Annotated in this window: 16 protein-coding genes and 1 pseudogene; 7 read left to right on the top strand and 10 right to left on the bottom strand. The window is 60.0% G+C overall.

The window, feature by feature from the left end:
- Nucleotides 1-136 precede the first annotated feature (136 nt).
- Both QF015_RS02945 and QF015_RS02940 read right to left on the bottom strand, forming a co-directional pair.
- Nucleotides 137-1,093: a hypothetical protein gene (locus QF015_RS02945; protein WP_429386823.1), complete on the bottom strand. Its 957-nt coding sequence runs from the start codon at nucleotides 1,091-1,093 to the stop codon at nucleotides 137-139.
- 52 nt (nucleotides 1,094-1,145) lie between these two features.
- A complete protein-coding gene (locus QF015_RS02940; protein WP_429386821.1) occupies nucleotides 1,146-1,916 on the bottom strand; it encodes a hypothetical protein in 771 nt (256 codons plus the stop codon).
- Between the two features lie 22 nt (nucleotides 1,917-1,938).
- On the opposite strand from QF015_RS02940, the gene QF015_RS02935 reads away from it, so the two are divergent.
- The 3 genes and pseudogenes from QF015_RS02935 (at nucleotide 1,939) to QF015_RS02925 (ending at nucleotide 2,955) form a co-directional block, all read left to right on the top strand.
- On the top strand, nucleotides 1,939-2,250 hold the full coding sequence (locus QF015_RS02935) for a PaeR7I family type II restriction endonuclease (protein ID WP_429386818.1): 312 nt from the start codon (nucleotides 1,939-1,941) through the stop codon (nucleotides 2,248-2,250).
- 116 nt (nucleotides 2,251-2,366) lie between these two features.
- A pseudogene (locus tag QF015_RS02930) lies at nucleotides 2,367-2,618 on the top strand (PaeR7I family type II restriction endonuclease); the annotation flags it as partial.
- A gap of 196 nt (nucleotides 2,619-2,814) precedes the next feature.
- Nucleotides 2,815-2,955: a hypothetical protein gene (locus tag QF015_RS02925; protein ID WP_429386815.1), complete on the top strand. Its 141-nt coding sequence runs from the start codon at nucleotides 2,815-2,817 to the stop codon at nucleotides 2,953-2,955.
- 54 nt (nucleotides 2,956-3,009) lie between these two features.
- Here the strand turns inward: QF015_RS02925 and QF015_RS02920 are convergent, their stop codons facing one another.
- The 8 genes from QF015_RS02920 to QF015_RS02885 all read right to left on the bottom strand — a co-directional run bounded on the left by QF015_RS02920 (nucleotide 3,010) and on the right by QF015_RS02885 (nucleotide 14,582).
- Nucleotides 3,010-3,648: a hypothetical protein gene (locus QF015_RS02920; protein ID WP_429386812.1), complete on the bottom strand. Its 639-nt coding sequence runs from the start codon at nucleotides 3,646-3,648 to the stop codon at nucleotides 3,010-3,012.
- Between the two features lie 205 nt (nucleotides 3,649-3,853).
- Nucleotides 3,854-4,591 carry a hypothetical protein gene (locus QF015_RS02915; protein WP_429386809.1) on the bottom strand — a complete coding sequence of 246 codons (738 nt, stop codon included), beginning with the start codon at nucleotides 4,589-4,591 and terminating at the stop codon, nucleotides 3,854-3,856.
- 1,952 nt (nucleotides 4,592-6,543) lie between these two features.
- Entirely contained in the window at nucleotides 6,544-8,088 is a 1,545-nt protein-coding gene (locus tag QF015_RS02910) for a PucR family transcriptional regulator (RefSeq protein ID WP_429386806.1), read from the bottom strand.
- On the bottom strand, nucleotides 8,081-9,163 hold the full coding sequence (locus tag QF015_RS02905; RefSeq protein ID WP_429386803.1) for a DUF917 domain-containing protein: 1,083 nt from the start codon (nucleotides 9,161-9,163) through the stop codon (nucleotides 8,081-8,083). The genes QF015_RS02910 and QF015_RS02905 overlap by 8 nt, the downstream gene beginning before the upstream one ends.
- Nucleotides 9,160-10,380: a hydantoinase/oxoprolinase N-terminal domain-containing protein gene (locus QF015_RS02900; RefSeq protein WP_429386800.1), complete on the bottom strand. Its 1,221-nt coding sequence runs from the start codon at nucleotides 10,378-10,380 to the stop codon at nucleotides 9,160-9,162. The genes QF015_RS02905 and QF015_RS02900 overlap by 4 nt, the downstream gene beginning before the upstream one ends.
- Before the next feature lie 663 nt (nucleotides 10,381-11,043).
- Nucleotides 11,044-12,042: a zinc-dependent alcohol dehydrogenase family protein gene (locus tag QF015_RS02895; RefSeq protein ID WP_429386790.1), complete on the bottom strand. Its 999-nt coding sequence runs from the start codon at nucleotides 12,040-12,042 to the stop codon at nucleotides 11,044-11,046.
- Between the two features lie 366 nt (nucleotides 12,043-12,408).
- Nucleotides 12,409-13,233 (bottom strand): aspartate/glutamate racemase family protein, encoded by an 825-nt coding sequence (locus QF015_RS02890; RefSeq protein WP_429386777.1) that lies wholly within the window; start codon nucleotides 13,231-13,233, stop codon nucleotides 12,409-12,411.
- Nucleotides 13,230-14,582, bottom strand: coding sequence for an MFS transporter (locus tag QF015_RS02885; protein WP_429386775.1), 1,353 nt, complete (start codon nucleotides 14,580-14,582; stop codon nucleotides 13,230-13,232). Before QF015_RS02885 ends, QF015_RS02890 begins: the two co-directional genes overlap by 4 nt.
- Nucleotides 14,583-15,162: 580 nt before the next feature.
- Here QF015_RS02885 and QF015_RS02880 point away from each other — a divergent pair.
- The 4 genes from QF015_RS02880 to QF015_RS02865 all read left to right on the top strand — a co-directional run bounded on the left by QF015_RS02880 (nucleotide 15,163) and on the right by QF015_RS02865 (nucleotide 20,710).
- Entirely contained in the window at nucleotides 15,163-17,214 is a 2,052-nt protein-coding gene (locus tag QF015_RS02880) for a hydantoinase/oxoprolinase family protein (protein ID WP_429386772.1), read from the top strand.
- A gap of 10 nt (nucleotides 17,215-17,224) precedes the next feature.
- Nucleotides 17,225-18,898: a hydantoinase B/oxoprolinase family protein gene (locus QF015_RS02875; protein ID WP_429386769.1), complete on the top strand. Its 1,674-nt coding sequence runs from the start codon at nucleotides 17,225-17,227 to the stop codon at nucleotides 18,896-18,898.
- A gap of 44 nt (nucleotides 18,899-18,942) precedes the next feature.
- Nucleotides 18,943-19,398 carry a GAF domain-containing protein gene (locus tag QF015_RS02870; RefSeq protein ID WP_429386766.1) on the top strand — a complete coding sequence of 152 codons (456 nt, stop codon included), beginning with the start codon at nucleotides 18,943-18,945 and terminating at the stop codon, nucleotides 19,396-19,398.
- A 61-nt stretch (nucleotides 19,399-19,459) separates the two neighbouring features.
- Entirely contained in the window at nucleotides 19,460-20,710 is a 1,251-nt protein-coding gene (locus tag QF015_RS02865) for an amidohydrolase family protein (RefSeq protein ID WP_429386763.1), read from the top strand.
- Nucleotides 20,711-20,855 lie beyond the last annotated feature (145 nt).

Here is a 20,855-nt window from a genome sequence, read left to right as displayed (position 1 = left end):
CTTGGCCCACCATAGGAATTCGGCAGCATGCTGCTGTAGATCATCCGTCCGTTTGAATGACCCGAGGGAGACGCTCTGTCGTTTGTCTCGGCTCAACTATGCCAGCGACAACGATCTGAGGATTGATCCATAGGCTCTAACTGGTGATGGCCGGAGGAATGTCGACTTTGGGCTTCTTACCTTCCAGAGCGTCCAGCCTCTCGATGACATGGGACGAGATAGTTCCGATTTCCAATGCGGTCACCACGACGCTCGTCGAGTCGAGAACCTTTAGCCAGCCCTTCCGGAGCAAGACGACCGATGCAACCAGTCCAACCACTGCTGCTACAGATCCGAGCACGACATCCCCTCCCAAGCCTAGAATGAACAGCTCGACAGATAGAACGGCGATCGGGAGCGCGATGCTGAGGCGGAACTCCGCCTCAGACCGGTCACGGTCGTAAGAGTCGAACAGATCCTTGTTCTTCTCTTGAAGTTTGGTCGCTAGAACGGGGATGTCTTCGTCCATCTCCTGGCTGAGTCGAGGGGACAACGTCCGAAGAGCTTCTTTGCGGATCTGCCTGTCCGTCTCTGTTCTATCGCCTGCCTCTGTCTGCACGCGCTCGTTGTAATCCTCCTCGTCCATTACAGGAAGGTTGTATTCCTTGAGAAGGGGATACCAAGGAACATTCCTTGCTTCTACGCGGCTGAAAGCCTCCCAGAGAATCTTCAGAAGTGTAGATCCAGATTCATGCGCTAGAGAACGGCGATAAGACACATTCTCTCGGTGTGGCAGGCACTTCCACACGCGCTTCTGATTTTCATTCAGCTGACGTTCCAAGGTAAAGCCGTAACGCATGACAAGCCGCGTGGCTAGCTTTACGTCGATAGATACCAGGATGCCGACGACATACGCCACAAAGCTTAGGACGGCCAGGATAGTTGCTGTGGACGTATAATCGGTGAGCCAGTTGATCATGCCCATGCCGCCGGCCGACTCGTCTTTGCTGGGGATAGGCATCCCGAAGCCGATCCATACAACGACCAGCCATAGGTAGCCGGTAATCAGTGGCGTTTTGAAGTCTCTGAAGCCAGGCAAGATCTGCGCGAGCAATGGTTCCCCCGATTGTGAAGTGGTGTGCGTCAACAAGTGAAGTGAGGATTAGTCAGGCATCCTCGGGTTCATCCTCACGTTCTTGTACCAGCTCGTTGTCCTCTTCTTCTGGAAGGATGACCTTCGTGATGTCGTCGGAGCCCAACATCCCGCTATCTATCTGTTCCGCGACGGCAGTGATGCTTGCGACGGTTTCGTCATAGGTTCCGTAGGTGTGCAGTACACTCATGCCGCACATCACCATGAGGCTCAGGAGCCAGACGAAGACCTTCTTTTGGTAGTTATCCAACTTGGACAGTTCTGGGTCGTTTTCGAGCGCTTGAGGTAGGAGAGGCTGCGCCAGATAGAGCAGATCCGCGTAGCGATCAAGGTCTTCTTCTTTAAAGTTCTTTAGATCGATCTTCGGCGGACTAACCGCTGCGTTGTCTTTCGGCCGCGGTATGGTGGTTGGTTCGTGCTCAACGGGAGGCGCGGCGCTCTTGGTCAGCTCGTCAACATCTATGCCATCAACAAACTTCTGAGCTACGTCATCCCCGAGCTTGAACTTCGTGATGTCGCGGAAAGTCAGGAGAGGCATCTTGGGGACATCGATGACCGGCATCATCTTGGCAAACGACCTCATGGCGTTGAAGGCCGAGTGATCTATCGCTGGCAGCACAGCCGCTGCCATCTGCTTTTGAAGGGCAGTGATGGCCTCGCTTTGCCGGATGGCTTCCATAACAGGAGCCATGGTCTGATTGATCATCCTCTGGAGGTTCCTGTACGCCTCCTGGTTTTTCCAAAACTGGCGGGAGAAGTCGTCGTCATAGAAACCTGCGGTCATCCTAAGAGCTTATCGGCTGGCAGTGACTAAAATCGGCGTCCACCTCCACCCCCAAGGTGAGCACTTCTTTTGGGAGACGCGAGAACGTGCAGAGGCCGCTTGTCAAGACAGTGACCGAGGTGGTCGCGCTGATGCGACAGCCGGAAAGGACCTTGATGGGTTCGTTCAAATCTTTGCCTACGTGATCAAAAAACTGAAGATTGAATGCCTTGTAGCGGGCACTGAAACGCGCTATTTCACGCTCCCTGGCTACCTGCGTCCCGTAAAGTACTGTGACCTTGTCTTGACCCGTGGCGGCGAGCTCTTGGTTCTTCTCGAGTTCAAGTGCCACTGATCCTTCCTTTGCAACACCTTCAACAACCGCACCAAAGTAGCAATGGAGTCTTCCATTGAAATCCGAACGGCCGTGGAGAAAGGCGTCTACGGGCGACAGGAACAGTTCTTCTTGGGTGGTGCATCCTGGTTGAAGATGCACCTGTGTCGCGTACGCCGATCCGGACGTCGCGTCCGCATGGCCACCCCGATGGTGAGTTTGAAGGTGCAAGTCATTTGGACTGCTACGAGATCTTCTGCCGGCGACTTGAACAGGAAAGCTGCTACTCGGCAGCAGCAGTTATCGCCAACTCGAAAGAAGAAGGCGCGGCTTGGGGCGCCTTCCACAACCTGTCAGAAAATACGAGTTTTGAGCGTTCATATACGTGAGTTCATCGCGTTTGTGGTGAATCCTAGGGCGACGTGCACTGACATTCGCTCGTTTCGGTTCCAACTGGACCCCAAATGGAGCTGCAACTTAATTGCTCCACCCAACAAGAAACCTACCTACCCTACGGAAGAGACGGAGCTGGTTCACGATGAAGTGGACCGGCAACGGTAGGCCATCGCAGAGCGTCGGACGGGCATGCATACACGCTCGGCTGTGTTGGTGACCGCTGCTGCCATTCTGGCAAGCGTACAGACGACGAGTTGGGTGTCGGGCTGGCAGGTCATAAGTATCGACCTCTTCGTCCTTGCCGCCGACCTCATGCTCGAAAGCTGCTGACGAGCCTAAGTAGCCGCAGCTTTAAAAGAAAGCGCCCATAGTAGGCGCTCTTTCTTATTTGGGTTCCGGTTCTTTTGGTGTCCCGCCGTCCTTGGCATCGTGCTTGACCGGATGCCGCGTTATCAGCTCTGCGGCTGCTTCCAAAAATGCTTTCTTCTGCGCCTCATCTCTATCGACATCCTCGCGGGGGACGACTTGTCCCGGTGTCCGGTCAATCTTCTCCAGACCTGCTGCTGAACGCAGGCTATTGATGAAGTCCATCCTCCTAGTTGCTTCGGCGTTCAGAAGCGCGGTTCGCTTCGCAGAATCAGCTGTAGGCATGGCCAGAAGTAGCAGTGCGGCAAAGTAGTCTTCGCCCGGCTTGAGGGTGGACTTTACGGATACAAGTTCATAGGCGGCCCAAACCTCCTTGAGATGTAGGACATGCTCCATGCAAAGATCCAGGTACTCGTTGGCGGGCTTTGCGCGGGTCTTGGTCTCCTGCCCTTTAACAAGGGTTTCTAGGTCGTTGCCGACCTTCAAGAGAGCTTCGGCTGCTTCGCGTGTGTCTGAAAGCTGCTTGGTTCCCTTGTCATTCTCAGCTTTACGACGATCACTTGCTTGCGTGGAGAAGAAGGCAACCAGAGCACCGATGATTACGAAGAGGCCAGCCAGTAGAGGCACGCCCCACCAAGGAGCGCCTGTATCGGGCATGTTGATGATGATAGGTGGTGTAGTCGGAGGCACAAGTGATCCTCTCATGGAGCGCCACTCTTGTTTGTTTCCTGCCTAGGATTCCGGTATCCAATGAGTCGGGGAAAGTTCGAGTGTTAGCGGCTATCCATACACGCCGGGTCTAGTGGCCTCGGGGCCGTGCAGGGCCACGGAAAGTCTCAGGTAAGCGGCGCGGCCGGCGAGTCTACGCCTCGTCGTCGATGGCGACGAAGGCTTCCAAAAACCGGGCGAGCTCAATAGAATGACCGCGTCCGAATCCGTCTACGAACACTGTGAATGGAAAAGTAGAGTCGCGCTTCATCCCACCTTCTAGCCAGCACTGGTCTGCTCGCGAGAAGATACGGCAGGTCTCCATCTGACACTCGTGTGCCGGCCCCCGGTTGATGCAGAAGTCCGGATCGTTGGGGTAGACGTGAAAGTTGTGGCCCCGCGAACACGGTCGGACCTCGAACCTCAGGGCTATTTGGTCATCAGCGAGCTCTGCCACCACTGCACTGCGGACTTCCTCAGTATCTCCGCTCATATAGACGTGGCGGGCTGGATCAAGCTCGACGTCCTGGGCGGCGACGATCATTCGGCTCAAGACCTGCGCGTGTCCGTTCGACTCGTAGCCGAGCCAGGCTTCCCGAAAGCGCGCCTGATGCTCATCCGTTGGAGGGCGGTTGCCCCGTCCCTTGTTGCAGGATTCATGCGCCGGGGCGTAATTCAGTAAATGGTCGGGCCCATCAGCCGAAGCCGGACGCATATGGTCGAGGTTGATTGTGCCGATTAGGACAGTTGTGGCACCTGCCGATTTGATCAACTGCTCGATCGAGCTCTCGCTCGTGCCGCGCGGCGCCCCAAGGAAGCTACCGCAGATCACGCAGCGTGCATCGAAAATTTCGATAAGCACCAACTTCGCAAGGGCATTGTTGCTCCTCACCTTCGTGGCGTCATGGCCAAAGTTTCGCTCCCTGTGGCTCCGTAGTCCTGCTATGGATGTATCGCTTCGTCTTGCTCTTAGCACTGACTGTAGGCATTTCACGTGAGCTACACTGCCCGCCATATGTACCGGCACGCCGCAGTTAGCCTGGTTTCTGCAGGTGACTGCGGGCGCTACTGCTGTGTCTGACATGCCACAACTATCTCAGAAGTACAGATCCGCAGTTGCGCGTCTGACAATTCCATCGGTTTGCTGAATCTGGGACTGTCGAGAGGGCGAGTCGCGTAGCTATCCACGATAAGGAAGCCCGATCCACCGATGGCTGACGTGCCGTACGATCAGCTGACCAGCCCGATAGCTCCGAATGGGTGGAACGCAACACGGTTCCAAGCTCGCATAGTTGGGGCCGGCCAGAGCCCTAAGTGCCTATTCGTGACCAAACCCTAGCCACGGCGGCGCAACTTTATCAGGTCCGCAAAGCCGGACCATTACCGGGCGGGCGCCCGTGTTCGTCCAAGCGGCACGCTCGTGCATTGCGACCCCACCGTAGCCGGGAATTGCCAAGACCATGACCGCTACGTACGTGTTAGGGCTCGACCGAGAACGTCGCGGTTCATAAAGGGGCGCACAAATGGTTGTTTGAGTCGATGGGCGACGTCATAGTGGCGCCGCCATAATGTTTTGCTCTGCTGCACCGGCCTTCCGGGCATTGCACGGCACGTCACTTGCAGGCGGGGTCAACCACAACATGGGGCGGACTAATCCATCCGTACTCCCACTACCGCAAGCGCCAAGAAGAACCGCACTCCCTGAGTGGGGGAGCGTGGTTGGCGTTGTGGGCTTGCGTAGAAGGCGAATTCGGGGTGTGAACAATGTCAACACTTTGAGCCTCGGACTAGGTCGTACATCGGTCGGACTGAGCCGGATTGCTTATGTTTTCTGGAGTTCCCAGTGTTCCCAGGGGCTGGAATGCAGTTCGAGTCCCACCTCGGGCACGGCATACCCCCTCGTCAGAGGGGGTTTTTGCTTTAACGTGTGTACATTCCATGGTCAGGTCCCTCTGACACTGGCCGCGGAGTGTGCCTGGCGCCGCAGGTCGCCTGTTTGGTTGTGGGGGAGCGGGTTCAAGGTCGTGGCTGGTGAGCCCTCCGCTGGCTCTGTACTGGGGGTTATGCGTTCCTCTCTTGGTACATCCGGTGGGTCGTGGTTGTCCTACACCTCTTCATGGGTAGGGGGACTGAGCGCGACACGACTCCGAGATACTGCGTCGAGTTCACTCTGCTTCCGCACGTTACTGGCGTCACGATGCCGGGCTGGCCGCTGTATTGTCACGCTAAAGAGGGTGTGGACATTGTCCACACTTAAATCTCCTTTATTGAGACTGATCACAGCTATTCCCTGCGCCTCGTTCGGCCTACATCTACTCATCCCATGTAAGTGGCGCGAGCGACATGACGCGGATCCGGATGCGCTCCGCGTGCTAAGGCACTCCGGGGTGAGAGTTCAGTGGCAACGGTCGGCAGATTGCTTTCAATTTGGTCTTCGCCCTGTCATCGAGGTGTACGCCCCATCAAGCGGGACGCGGGGCCGACGCAGATGAACGCTCCCCAGCGGTTCCTCCAGAACGTGGCGGCTCACGCGATTGTCGGCCGAGCATGTCAAAGCCGACCAGGGTGCCGAAAATCACCCACAAGTCGTGCCGTCGTGGTGAGTTGTGATACGCACTGCGCGTCCCCTTGGGCATCGTGCCTGGTTTGCTGGCACCGGGGCACCCACCGGGGCTACGTTCAGGTGACGGCGTCGCCGTCGCGCTTTATGACCAGCGCTTTCTGAAGTTGGGTGGCCGGCGGCGAGGATATGGCCCCGCGGAGGAGGCGGTAGTTCGAATACGCGGATTTGCTGAAGACACGGGAAGTGAATGACAGAAGTCCTCGGCGGAATCAATAAGGGAATCAGACGGGGAACTCCGGGGGGCCTTTCTGGTTTCCAAGGGGGTCTTCGGAAGTCGTTGTGTCTGGCATAGATCGTCGCAGCACTTTGACGATGAGGTGGACGGACAGCAGCTCGGAGGGGATATCCAGCGGAACACCGAGTTCCCGTGCCCGGTTAAGTCGGGCCTGCAGTGTGTTCCGGTGCAGGCTGAGGGACTTCGCTGCGAGGCTAACTGAACCGCGGTGATCGAGGAAGGCGGCCACCGCGGTAATGATCACGTCGCGGTCAGGGGAGGTCATCAGTCGCGGTAGTGATAGTTCTGCCACGAGCCCGACGGCGTCCATATCGACGAAGGTTGTGGCGGCGACCACCCCGAGGCCATCGAAGCCTAGAACCGTGCCGGGCCCCATTGACCAAGCGGATTGTGCAGCCAGCCGCGCCTCACGCACGATCAACGCCAGCGCCGGGGCATCCTCCTGCCATCGGGATAGCCCCGCCACCAGGCCAAGCTCGGCAAGAGCTGGCCTAAGACGAGTCCTGATTCGGGTTTCGAGCTGGGTCGAAGCGTCCTGATCCTCGGCGGACACGAGGATCAGCCAACCATCTTGAACCTCAGCCAAGGGGCTACGTACTGTGACCTTGCGCCAGAGCAGGCGCAACACGGACGTCAGCTCGGGCCGGTGGACTGGCGCCTGCCCGCTGCGGAGCCAAACGGCCACGTATGGCTCCCCTTCGCGCCAGCCCAACTGGGTCAGCAGATGTCGATATTTTTCCTCGAAGTCTGCGCCCGACGTGGCAGGGTCCTGATCCAACCCGGCGATCGCCGCTGTGGGAACGGCCCGGGCAGTGCCAAGTAGTTCCTCCATCAGCCAGGCAGCCTTCACCGCGGGCGTGACCACCTCGAGGATTGAGCGCACCAGCCGCAGGTTGTGGGCGCTATTGGGCACGCGGGCCGTGAGGGTACCGCGGACGGCGCTATTGGCTCCGCCGACTTCCACAGTGATGACTTCGTCGGTTTCCCGCGGAGGCATTCCGGCTGAGGCCAGAACTATGCCGTCGTATTCCAGGAAAACTCCGACCCCGTCCAGTTCCCTGGAAATGGTCTTGAGGACATCAACGAGTGTGGCGTCTTTTGCGACGGTCCGGGCGACCCTGGCCAGTTCCGCATCGACTACCGACAGGGCAGCGCCGATCTCGGCCGCCAGTGCCAAGGCAAGCGCTGCAGGCTCCCCGTCAGTTGCCAGAAGCGTGATGCCCAACCGCTCCGCCAGTCCGACCGCCGCGCTTGCGTAGACGCTTCCGGCCACGACGACCGCGCTTGCCCGCCGCTCCCACGCATGGCGCAGCGCCGCGGATACCAACCAGCCCCCTGATCCCATCTCTGTGGAGAGGACCACCACGGTGTTGGGCCGCACCTGCCGGATTGCCTCAAGCTGGGAGACCAGAACAACACTTTCTATCAGCCCGCTGGATGGAGTGAGATAAAGCGGGGTGGCGTCACGGAGAGAACCGTGCGCCAATAGCGCGGCGACATCGAGCCGGGTTTCATTTTTTGATCTACGCATGTCGCCGCCTTGGGTGCACGATTGGGATGCCGAAGGCCTTGGGCTCGGTGAGATCAAGCCCCGCATCCGAATACCACTGCGCCGCTGCCGTGATCTTCATGATGTCGAGGACGTCGCCCACCTGGACGTCGTCGAGGTTGACCACCGTGCCCTGCTCGGAATTGAGTAGCGTCACCATGTCCGGGACGGCTGCCGTTACCGCGCCATCCACGAGGACCAGCAGAATCTCATTCTGGATTTCAAGACGGACGATGCGTCCGGTGGTTTCGTCTTCGAGCGTTACGCTGGATGGCTGCGCCGGCAGGCCGAGGTCAGTGGGTCGGGAGAGGCTTTCGATGTGGCTCACGCGGGCCCTGGCGATCCGCGTGGTGCCGAGGAGATCGGCGAGCAACGACAACTTTGTCTCAACCGAGCTGCTCGCGTCCAGGATTTGCCCGATCCGGATCATGCGGCTGATAGAGCCGTGAACGCCATGCTCCTTCAGCTGTTGTGCGGAACACGGATACATGACGGTGGCTGCCCAGCCGCCCAGTTCGGTCACCAGTGCACGCACCAGCGTCTCGGCCCGCTGCGGGCTTTCGACCTCAACCACCGCACGTTCACCGGTTACCCCCATGAGCGCGATAGGGCCGATCGCCACGTTTCCAATGTTCAGTGTTGTCTGGCTGATCAAGGGAAAAACGCGGCCCATAGGGTCGGAATCGATGACGGGCAGCGAGGATTGCAGCCCAACCATGAGGGGGACGATTCCGTTGATGTTGGCGGCAGCGAGCGAATAGATCGCCTTCACCCTCCGGCCGAGACGGGCCTCGATGGCACTAATACAACCGAGGAACTCATCGCCTACGGGAGGCATGTCGGCGATGAAAAGGCCCTGGGTTACCATTCCGACCGCCACCACCAGGTCGTCGGGAGCTAGTTCGTCGACGGTGACGAGTTCCACTGACCGGTCCTCCATCGCCCGCTGGATCATCTCCGCGTAGACGTAGATAGCGGTCGGGTCGATGGTACAAGCCAGGAAGTGGGCACCTGTTCTGAGGTTCCGGACGTCTTCGGTAGTGAGTACGGTGCTCATGAGTTGGTTCCCCGCGCGTCTGCGGGCAGCATGTGTTCGTCGTCGGCGGACGTTTCTCCTGCCGCCTGGACCCGGATCCGAACGATTCCAGGGTTCCCGTAGGGCATGGCAAAGACGTTCGACTCTATGATGCGGGTCTGCCCGGGGCTGCCGCCCAATTGGACCGCCGCTGAGTGGGCGTCCTCTTCGGCGAGGTTCTGCACGCGTTGGAGGTCAACCCGGCCGCTGACGGTCTCGAGCCTGTCGATCCACGCCGTCAGCGGGGCCACGGCGGAGCCTACCATTGCGGCGTCCTGCGCCGCCGGCAGAGTAGGCACCAGCCCGAAGGGCATCGGACTTTCCTGCCACTCGCGGAGGTCGGCAATCACTGAAGGGATACCGGCGCGAATCGGATGGTGGACGGTGTACGGCTCCAGAATGGCGGCGTTGCTGGCGAGACTTGCGTCAAATCCTTGGCGAATGAGGCTTCTGGCGACAGGCAGGCCTCCACGGGTGTGGCCCACGGAGACCCCGGCATCCATACAGAGAACGACTTCCCCTTCGGGGATTCCCGCCAACGTGGCCGCACCGAGGATTGCCATCGCGGGCTCGGCGCGCAACCCGTGCACAGGCGTCAAGGCCAGCCGTGACAGAGGCGCCCGGCCGCCGTCGTTCTTTGCAAACGATAAGAGGGTGTCCGGGAGCTGGCGCCGGCCTGCCTCCTCAAGCATGGCAGCCAGCTCTTCCCCCGTCTCCATCAGGGCGCTGTTAAGAATGGCTGTGTAGTCGCGGTCGCGGAAAACGCTGGAGTAGAAGTCAGTGGAAATACTGATGCGCATGTCTCTGTCGTTGCTGAGGATGGCATCGGCTATGCGCGTTTCGTGGTCCTTCGACGCTGTCGAACCGACGGAAGTAATCGCCACGTTCCGGAAGCCACCGGCAAGGATGCCGGGGAGACCTGCCAGGAACGCCTCCAGATCCAACCGAGCCAAAGGCCGTCCCCGCAGGTCGTGACCCCCGCGGACATGTACGGTCCGGGTCACTGCTGGCTTAACCAGGGCTGGCAGCACCGTCACGTGAAAGTCGTCTGCGGGGGGACGGGGGGAAATACGGATGGCGAGAACGTCGCCTAGTTTCCGCTCCACCAGGACCGGCCCGACGTCGGCAGTGATCTCCGTGATGCCTGACCCGAACTCCCGACGGACCCCGGACAGGGACGACTCCAATGCATCCGACAAGCTGCCCGCGTGCACCTCGCGAGTGGCGGAAACTACAGTCCGTCCGTCCACTACAACGGTCCGGCAGCTGGTTCCTTGAAGCCGCAGTCCCACTCTCATTGTTCAGTCCCTGCCCGACGTTTACCAACAGTGAGAACCTGCCGATTGCTGGATATCTCTTATGAATATAGAGTGCACCACTGCGGTGTGTCGCCTATATCTAGGGCCTTCAAATAGACATTCGCGATATCCCACAGCGGGGATCCCGGATTGAGCCTGTGCGGCCCAGCTCCGATGCACTGCTTGCGGAAGGCCACGTCATCGACAAGTGGGAACGCTCGTTGCGAGCGGACAGCCCTTTCTTCGATGGAAAGGCCAAGCGCGGGTCTCCGGCCGACCCTTTGAAGGACCCCGGTCCCAGCCTGGCTGGCGTGTCCTCGCGGCTATGAATGTCTGATGTGAGCGACCGACCAGTAGAGCTTTCATAGCAACCTAACCACTGCCGCGGCGCCTGATACGTCTATGGTTTCTGCTGGCGCCTAAAACTGCCCCATCGATCAACGGGCACGAGCACGGCTCGCGTCTCCACCCACCAGCAGTCCGTGACGGCGGTTCCTGCTTGAACCCGACCCAGGTCCGTGCCCGCCGGAATGTTCAACGGACACGGACCCAGGCGCGGCAGTGCTAGTTTATTTCGACGACAATCTTCCCTGACTGTTCGTTCGACTCCATGTAACGGTAGGCATCAAGCACTTGGTCGAAAGGAAAGACCCTGTCGACTCTGGGCCGCAGGGCGCCGGAGCTAATCCGCTCAAGGATGAAGTCGACACCCCGTCGCCGCTCATCGGCCCGTCCGACGTGGTTGAACATTGAGTATGGATGGAAAACGGATTGAGTTCTACACATTGCAGCCATAGGGATGATGGGCTGCAAATCGCTCAGCGTTCCGTAGCCAAAAATGACGGCATGAGGTGCGAGGTGGTCGACGTAGGTGCTGAGGGACTCTCCTCCTACAGGATCGAAAGCGACTCGAACGCCTTTGCCATCGCTGGTGCGGTCGATGACCTCGCCGAGGTCGTCCACCCCCAAAAGGGCTACTTCGTTTGCGCCGGTCTCAAGGAGGAGCGATCGCTTCTTCTCTGACCGCGTCGTGGCGACCACCTTCGCACCAAGTGCGCGTGCGATCTCGATGGCGCCAAGCCCGGCCGAACTGGCGGCGGCAGTGACGAGCACTGTGTCTTCGCATCCGAGATTGGCTGCTTCCGCGAAGGCGAAGTAAGACGTGAGATATTGCATCCAAACGGAGCAGGCCGGGGCATCTGAAAGTTCCGGTGGAGCAAGGGTTAGATAGTCTGCCGGTAGGACGGCCGTAGTTCCCTGCACGCCGTCGGTTGCGGTGAAGAAGGGAATGCTCGTGACGCGGTCGCCGATGTTGAAAGCTGTGACTTTCTCGCCGATCTCGGTGACGATACCCACTGCCTCGGACCCAATGCGCGAGGGGAACGCAGGGATGGTGTAGTGCTCTCCGTGGATGAACATTAGATCTGCCCTGTTGAGTGCGAATGCCGCGACGTTGATGCGGACATCGTTTTCCCCGAGCTGACGTGGAGAAGAAGCTTCAACGGCCAGCACTTCAGGGCCACCCAATTTGCGGAAGACAACCGCGGATTCCTGACTGCTCATCGCTGGACCAGCGAGAGGTTGGTCCTGAGAGGGGACAGCAGCCTGACGGGGACATGGTAATCATGGGTCATCATGGGGTTGATACCGAGGGTGTGTGTTGACATCGCCTTACCTCCGTGTATGCGTGGTGCTAAATGCCACGTTTGATTTTTTGATTTGTTAGCTGGCGCTAATGACGCCGGGGTTATGGGAAGGATGCGGTTACTCGTCCCCGCAGGGCTGGTGACCCGCAAAGGTTTTCCCGCCTGCCTCGATCACGGGAGGTCGAGGCAAGCGAGGGTATCGGGGTCCCCTCCGGTTAAAGTTGCCGTAGGGGAGGGGATCTGTGTTCCGCAGACAATCGGCGTGACGAGCGGCGCGGTGTATTTACGAGGACACCGTGGTCATTGACACTATGTGCTTAGGCTCAAGAGCCGGGAAGAACTGCTGGCGTTCTTGGGCCGTAGGCCCGTCGTAGCCAAGGCGTTTGCTGTGTGTCCAACCGAACCGACGCACTGAGTCAACGAGCTGCTCGGCGTGTTTGAGCGGGGCCACGGTCGCGTCGATCACGGGTACGCCAATTTCCTCTTGAACCGTTCGGAAGAACCCGAATTCGGCTGTGCAGCCGAGGATGACGACGTCTGCGCCGTCCTGCTCCACGGCCTTGCGTGCTTCGGTCATGATCCGCTTTTCCGTGAGCGCCGGATCCTCCTGGAAGTCGTCTACGCCCATCTCGAGCACGCGCCATGACGCAAGACGCTCTGATGCGCCGCAACGATGGACGTTCTCGGCCATCTCGGGAATCCACTTTTTCCGTCCGACAAGGATGGAGAATCGCTCGCCCAGACTTCCGGCGATGCTCAGCGCCGAGTGCGCCGGGCCTACAACTACCATGCGATCGGTGATCTCGCGTGCCGCCCGCAGCGCCGGATCGTAAAAGCAACCGATGACGGCGGCGTCATAGCCTGCTTCTTCCGCCCACCGGACCGTTCGCAACAACTGTGGAAGCATAAGTGCCTCAAAAGCGTTGTATTCAACGTGGGAAGGCCCCTCTCCGTCAAGGGAAACGACATCAACTTCGGTGCCGGGACGGACTATCTGGCGGAAAGAATCCGCCATCGCCCGGTTGTACACATCTGTGTAGAGCGGGTTGATCCACAGGATTCGGGCGTTCTCCGAGTGCTCGTAAAGATTGTCGGTGGGGGTGATCATTCCAATTCACTTCCTTCGGTTTCGGGCAAAAACAGGGCAAGGATGACCGTGACAAACAAGAACATGTTGATAAACAAAATCGTCGAGGTGACTCCGGCGGCGGAGGCTAGAAGGAACCCGACAAGACTCGGTGCGACCGTATTTGCGACGCGCTGACCGAAGATCCCGAACCCGTAACCGGAGCCACGAAGGATCGAGGGATAAAGCTCGCCCATCCACGTATCCCAGACGCCCCAGGCTCCCAGAGCGAAGAAGGCCAGGGAGAACATTCCGATATACATCTCGGTCTCGGTTGAGGCTGTCGCGAAGAAGAAGCCACCGCCGGCCGCGGCGAGGACGTAGATTGTGAATATCCATTTGCGGCCAAACCGTCCGGTTAGGTAGGAGGCCGTCATGTAGCCGGGGATCATGAGGACCGCGCTCAGGGCAATGAAGGAAAAGCTGGATGAGGCGCTCAGTCCTCGCCCTTCAAGCAATGTCGGCATCCACGATTGAAGTCCCCAGTAGCCCCAGGAGAAGGTGAAATTGATGAGGACCTGGATGACCGTGATCCGGCCCATCCTCCCCTTGAAGAGGCCCCAGATGGACTGCTTCTCGCCCTCCGACACGGTGAAAATGGTGCCACGGGAGATGGCGCGTGCTCCCAGCCGGTCGAGGACATCGTGCGCTTCTTCGTTCCGCCCGCGCCTCGCGAGCCAGTATGGGGATTCCGGAACTACCTTGTACAGAACGATGCCCCACAGGCTGGCAAGTGCGCTAACAGCAATGACCCAGCGCCAGCCGTGCCCGCCGATCAGAGCAGCAGTGCCGAGGGCGGCCAGGATACCAATCGGCCACCCTGCGGCAAGATAGACCGTGGCCTTTCCGCGGACCTTAACCGGGAGCAATTCTTCAAAATAGGGGAAAGTCACAGTGAAGACGCCGGAGAACAACAGCCCGGAGAGGAAACGAGCCACCGAGAGGGTCTCAAAGTTCGGTGCGAGGCAACTCAGGAGCGTGAAGACGCCATAGCCGGCGAAACTCCATGCACACGTTGCTTTCCTCCCAATCCGGTCAGAGATGGGGCCCCAAACGAGAGATCCGGGGATCATGCCCAGGAAGAGCGCCGAGATGGCAATTCCTACCTGTGTCATGCCGACCTGCAGGCTACTGGCCAGATCACCAGCAACGTAAGTGAGCATGAGCATTTCCCAGGCTTCGATTGCGAAGGCGAAGAAGAGTACCGCGCAGATTTTAAAGTGGATGGACCCGAAAGGCATGTCGCGGAACGCGTGCCCGACGGCCATGGAGCGAGGCGGGCTCGCCGTCCCGGGCGCTTGCCCTGAAATGATTGGGTCGATACTGGACATGTCTTGACCTCCGATATTTTTGGACAGGATAAGAAGTTCACGCAGCTTTTCTGTGCACGGAGAACAGCCCGGATATCAAGGAATTCACCTCGGAGCAGCTCACCCAAGCCTCCACTCGGAGGGGCTTGTCCCAGCCGCCGGCGAGTGATTGCCCTCACACTACAAACCAAGCCAGCTCAGACAGTGTTCACTTTGCACTTTATTGATTCGCTCTTTTGGGCGTAAAGCACTGATCGTCCAGCCGCGCACCCTCTGCGTAGGTCAGAACTTTCGTGTTCTTTGGGGATATTGCGCGGACGCTACCCGCAGATGTTGCCAGGCCCTTCGGACCAGGGCCCAGCGTCCGGTGTGAGATCACCAAGGGCGCCAACCACGGTTCGTTCCCGACACGTGTGCTTGCCGGAGCAGAATGGCACCGAGGCGCTGACCTTGACCGTTCTGGCATCTGAACCCACCGTTATGCACTCTGCCCGTCCAGCTGCGGCCGAATCATGCAGAATGCCCACCATGTTGATCGACCCCAAATGTAGCGTGATCTCCCACACACAGAGTTCCATTCCAAGACCATGAGGAGATACACATGCCGAACTACAGGGTGTCGATGGATATCGGCGGAACCTTTACTGACATTGTGGCGTACGACCAGGCCGCCGGAACCTACGCGGCCACGAAGGCGTCCACCACACCGGGGAACCTGAGCGCCGGAGTCATCGCAGGCCTCGAATCGATAGTTGATGATCTGGCGGACATCGATTTCCTGGTCCATGGAACCACCCAGGGGCTGAATGCGTTCTTGGAACGGCGTGGGGTTCCCGTGCTACTGCTGGCGACGGCCGGTATCGAAGATACCTATCACATCGCCCGTGGGCCCCGTCTTGAGCTCTACAATGCTCAGTACCGCAAGCCTGCCCCGCTGATCGAGCGCAAGGACGTGATCGGCGTCGGTGGCAGACTGGACAGCCAAGGACAGGAACTCGTGGCCCTGGACGAACAAGCAGTCCGCCAAGCGGCGCGCCGGGCAGTGGAGGAGGGCTACGGCGCCGTCGCCGTTGCGTTCCTGTTTAGCTACAAGAACCCCTCGCACGAACTCAGGGCCCGGGAAATCCTGCTCGAGGAACTCGGGGAAGAGTTCACGGTCTCCCTTTCGCACGAAGCAGCCAAGGAATGGCGCGAATACGAGCGCACGTCCTCCGCCGTCGTCGAGGCCTACACGGGGCCAGTCGTACGCAACTACCTCCTGGACTTGGAAGAGAAACTCGGTGACCGGGGAGTGGAAGCGCCCCTGCACATTATGCAGTCCTCCGGGGGCGTGCTTACCGCCGAGTCTGCCCGTAAGCGCCCGCTCCAAACACTTCTTTCCGGCCCGGTCGGCGGTGCCATGGGCGATGTCGAACTGGCCGGTGTCTCAGGAAACCGCAACCTCATCGGTGTAGACATGGGCGGCACATCCTTTGACGTTTCCTTGGTTGTCGACGGCAAGCCGGACGTCTCCACTGAGGCCCACCTTGAAGGTCTGCCGATGCTCATGAGCGTCGTCAACATCCACACCGTCGGCGCTGGCGGCGGTTCCGTCGCGTGGCTCGAAGCCGGTGGCCTCAGGGTCGGGCCGCGTTCGGCAGGAGCCACCCCCGGACCGGCTTGCTACGGCCGCGGCGGGACGGAACCCACTGTTACTGATGCCAACCTGGTGCTCGGCCGTGTCGACCCCGACTGGTTCGCCGGCGGACAGGTCGCCTTGGACCGTGAGGCCGCGATCACAGCCCTGAAAACTGTCGGTGATCAGCTCGGTCTGGATCCCGTCGCCATGGCCGAAGGCATCTGCGACGTCGCCAATTCCCAAATGGCCCAGGCGATCCGGACCATCACCATTTCCCGCGGCATCGAACCACGCGACTTCGCCCTCGTGGCCTTTGGCGGTGCAGGACCCATGCACGCCGTGTTCCTGGCCAAGGAGCTCGGGATTCCGGAAACGGTCGTTCCCCGCTTCCCCGGCGCTTTCTCCGCCTGGGGCATGCTGCAGACGAACATCCGCAAGGACTTTTCCGAACCGTACTTCTACCTCGACGATGACATCGACGTGGCAGATATGGCCGGCATCCTGCGTTCCATGGAAGTCGAAGGCCTGTCGTCGCTGATCTCGGAAGGCGTCCCGGAAGAGAGCCGCGCCACTACGGCGTCCGTGGACGTCCGCTACCAGTCGCAAGAGTTCTCCCTGAACGTTCCGCTGACGTCCGCTGACGAACCCGAGTCTCCTGACTTTGTCGCCAACCTCGCTGTCCGTTTCTCCGCGATGTACCACGAGCGCTACGGCCACTCCAATCTCGGCGCCCCGATCGAAATCGTCACGCTGCGCACGCAGGCCGTCGGCGACCTGGGACGGCTGGAAGCTCCGAGTTACGTAACCGCGCAGGGCCCGCAGTTCAAGCACGAAATCCGCCGGGTGGTCTTTGACCACGTCGAGCACGACACCACCGTAGTCCGACGTGACGACCTCGGCGCCGGCCACACATTCGAAGGACCCGCCATCATCGTGGAGCAGACCGCCACCACCGTTGTGCCCCCAGGGTTCAACGTCAAGGTAGACGAGTTCGGCTCCCTGGTCATCCGCTCTGAAGACGTCGAAGGAAACTGAGGTACCAAAAATGACAATTACAGCAGTCAAAACCCTGGACCCCGTCACCGTGGAAATCATCCGCAACGCGCTCACCAGCGCCGCGGATGACATGAACGCCACCCTGATCCGCTCCGCCTACTCACCTATCCTCTACGAGGGCGGGGACTGCGTCGTGGCCCTTCTGGACACCGAGCACCGCGTGCTCGGACAGTCCGCCGGTCTGCCGCTGTTCCTAGGCAACCTGGAAACCTGTTCCATTGCCGTGGAGGAGATGTACGGGCGCACGGTCTGGCAGGAAGGGGATATCTGGATTCTGAACGACTCATACTTGGGCGGCACCCACCTGAACGATGTGACCATTTTTGCTCCGATTTTCGACGAAGGCACTGTGGTCGGATTCGCGGCCACCCGTGCTCACTGGATGGACATGGGATCCAAGGACGTCGGCGGTTCGATGGACTCGACGGACATTTTTCAAGAGGGCTTCAGGATGGGGCCGGTCAAGCTTGTCGAGGCCGGAGTCGAGACTTCCGTTGTGGAACTGATCCGGACCAACGTGCGCTTCCCCTACCAGACCATTGGAGACATGCACGCGATGATCGCCGCCCTCCGGATGGGGACCACGCGAATGAAGGAGCTCGTGGGTCGCTACGGGATGGAGCAGCTCGACGCCGCCCGGGATGAGATATTCCGCCAAACGGAGGAAATCGAGCGTGCGACCGTACGCAACATCCCGGACGGGGTCTACGAAGCCGAGGGCTTCCTGGACAACGATGGCATCAATCTGGACACTCCCATTGCGATCAAGCTGCGGATCACCGTAGCCGGCGACACGGTTGACTTCGACGTCACCGGCTCAGCTGACCAGACCATGGGTCCGGTCAACTGCGGCGCCGCCCAGGCCGTCTCGGCACTGCGCGTGGGCTACAAGCTCCTCGTCAGCCCGGAGTCCAACTCCAACGGCGGATCCTTCCGGCCTATGACCACGCAGGTGCGGTCCGGCTCAGTGCTCGGTGCCGTGACGCCGGCCCCGTGCCAGTGGTACTTTTCGCACCTGGGGCTGCTGATCGACCTCGTCTCGAAGGCAATGGCTCCGGCCATGCCCGAACGTGTCGCCAGCGCCAGCCACGGTGACTCAATGATCATCACCGCGGCCGGTTTCGACACTCGATTCGGCCGGAACTTCGTCACCATGGAAGCAACTCTGGGAGGCTGGGGTGCCTGGCAGGGCACGGATGGTGAATCAGCCATGATCAATAACGTCAACGGCTCCCTCAAGGACCTGCCCATAGAGATGCTGGAGACCCGCTACCCGTTCCGGATCAACGAATACTCAATCCGCCCCAACTCCGGCGGTCCCGGGCAGTACCGGGGCGGTAACGGCGTGGTGCGCGAGTACGAATTCCTGGCCGACTGCGTGGTGGGGCTCTGGTTCGAACGGTCAAAGACCCCCGCTTGGGGGCTGTTCGGCGGATCAGACGCCCAGGGCCCCGAAGTTGTAATCAACCCCGGCCGCAGTGATGAGGTCCGCACCCTTAAGGCGAACGCCCACAAGGTTAAGGCCGGTGACGTCGTCCGCCTCGCGGTGGGCGGCGGCGGCGGCTTCGGAGAGGTCTCCAAACGCTCCCGCGAGGACATAACCTACGACATCGTCAACGGTTTCATCACCGAGGATTTCGCCAAGACGCATTACGGCTACTAAGCAACGCCAGCAGATGGCTTCCCATCAAGAACAGAAAGGACTCCATGAGTTCCCAATTTGATTCCTTCGAGGACGTTTACGCCAACGCCCAGGAAGCAGTCGGTGTCACGCTCTTTACTGCGTCCGTCATTGCCGATGATGGCACCAGTATGGCCCGCGTCTACACCACCCATCCCGATGTCTATCCTGTGGGCGGAAAGAAGACTCTCGCCGGGGATACGAACCCGGTGTGGCTGGAGCAGGTGCTCGATGGACAGCGGCCGTTCCTAGGGGCGGATACGGAAGCGGTCCGTGCATTCTTCTTTGATTCGGCGACCATCGAATCTTTGGGCTGCGGGGCCATCGTCAACGTTCCGGTCGTAAGCAACGGCCGGACTATCGGATCCATGAACTTCCTCGGTCCTGAGGGCAGCTACGACCAGCGTTCGGTGGACGCAGCCGTGGATGTCGCACGACGCTCGGTCCATCTGCTCGAAAAAGCCCTAACCGCAGCCAACTAGGTCCTCTGCGGGCGGGCACCAATGGGTGCCCGCCCGCAGGGGCAAAACGAAGGAACCGCACGTGACCACTTCGGGAATACTGACCATACGGAACGCCCTAATCTTTGACGGTGAATCGCCTGACCTGATCGAGGGCTCCATCAGCATCCGGGATGGCCGGATCATCGCCACGGGGCGGGAGGTAGGAGAGGCCGGTGTCGTCCTTGACGCTGGCGGCCGAACCGTGATTCCAGGACTTATCGATGCGCATTTTCATGCTTACGCGCTCAGCCTGACATCCGCCAGGAACGAAACGGGGCCACTGAGCTATTCCGCACTTGCCGGGGCACGGCGCCTCGCGGCAGCGCTGCTCCGCGGCTTCACTGCCGTTCGTGACGTCGCCGGTGGGGACGTCGGCCTTGCCAACGCCATCGAGGAGGGGCTGTACCCCGGTCCGCGCTACTTCTTCACCGGCCCGGCGCTAAGCCAGACCGGCGGCCACGGCGATATCCGGGTCACGAACGATGGAGGATGCTTCCATGGCGGGCACATGTGCGAAGTGGTGGACGGCGTCGACGACCTGCTGCGGGCCGTGCGTCACCGGTTCCGCACCGGTGCCTCCGCCATCAAGCTAATGACCTCCGGCGGGGTGGTTTCACCGGTCGATCCGATTCGGGTTCCGCAGTACAGCGCGGCGGAAATCCGCGTCGTAACGGAGGAGGCTTCTCGCCGGGGCAGCTATGCCACGGCTCACGCATATTCGCCAGAGGCCATTCGCCATTCAATACTTAACGGTGTTCGCTGCATCGAACACGGCAACCTGCTCGATGCAGAAACCGCCCAGCTAATGGCTGACAATGACGTCTATCTAGTCCCCACTTTGGTGACCTACGAAGCCATGGAACGGCGTGGCAGGGAAGTCGGCCTCACCGAAGTGGGAGCGGCCAAGAATCGAGAAGTGCTAGAGGCAGGGAGGAAAGCCGTAGCCCTGGCCCGAGATGCTGGGGTTCGGATTGGGTTTGGAACAGACCTCATGGGTGAACTGGAGGATGAGCAACTGGCCGGACTCCGCCTGCAGTGTGAAGTGCTTGGCGTTTACGGCGCCCTTCGGTCGGCAACATCAACCAATGCCGCACTGCTCCGGCGCGGTGACCTTGGACGCATAACCCGAGGGTCCTGCGCGGACTTGGTGGTGCTGGACGGGAATCCTTTCGATGAACCCTCGATCCTCTGGGACGAAAGCAAGACGCGTACTGTCATCAAGGACGGGCAGGTCATCACCGCTGCTGCCCTCCAGGGCCTGGAGCTGCACGATAATGCGACTGTTGCTTAGAAACACGGGCGACAAACTGACTTGCACATACGCGGGGACCGAGAGGAACCCCCGGGAATTGGTTGATGCCTTTTAGGTGTGGACAATGTCCACACGTCCACACCGGACTGGCTCGTACACCCATCGGATTCCCCCGGATTCCGCA

The sequence above is a fragment of the Paenarthrobacter sp. TE4293 genome, from assembly GCF_050435325.1.
Lineage (GTDB): Bacteria > Actinomycetota > Actinomycetes > Actinomycetales > Micrococcaceae > Arthrobacter > Arthrobacter nitroguajacolicus_C.
Note: the sequence above shows the minus strand (reverse complement) of the source record. Positions and strands in the feature narration are given on the sequence as shown.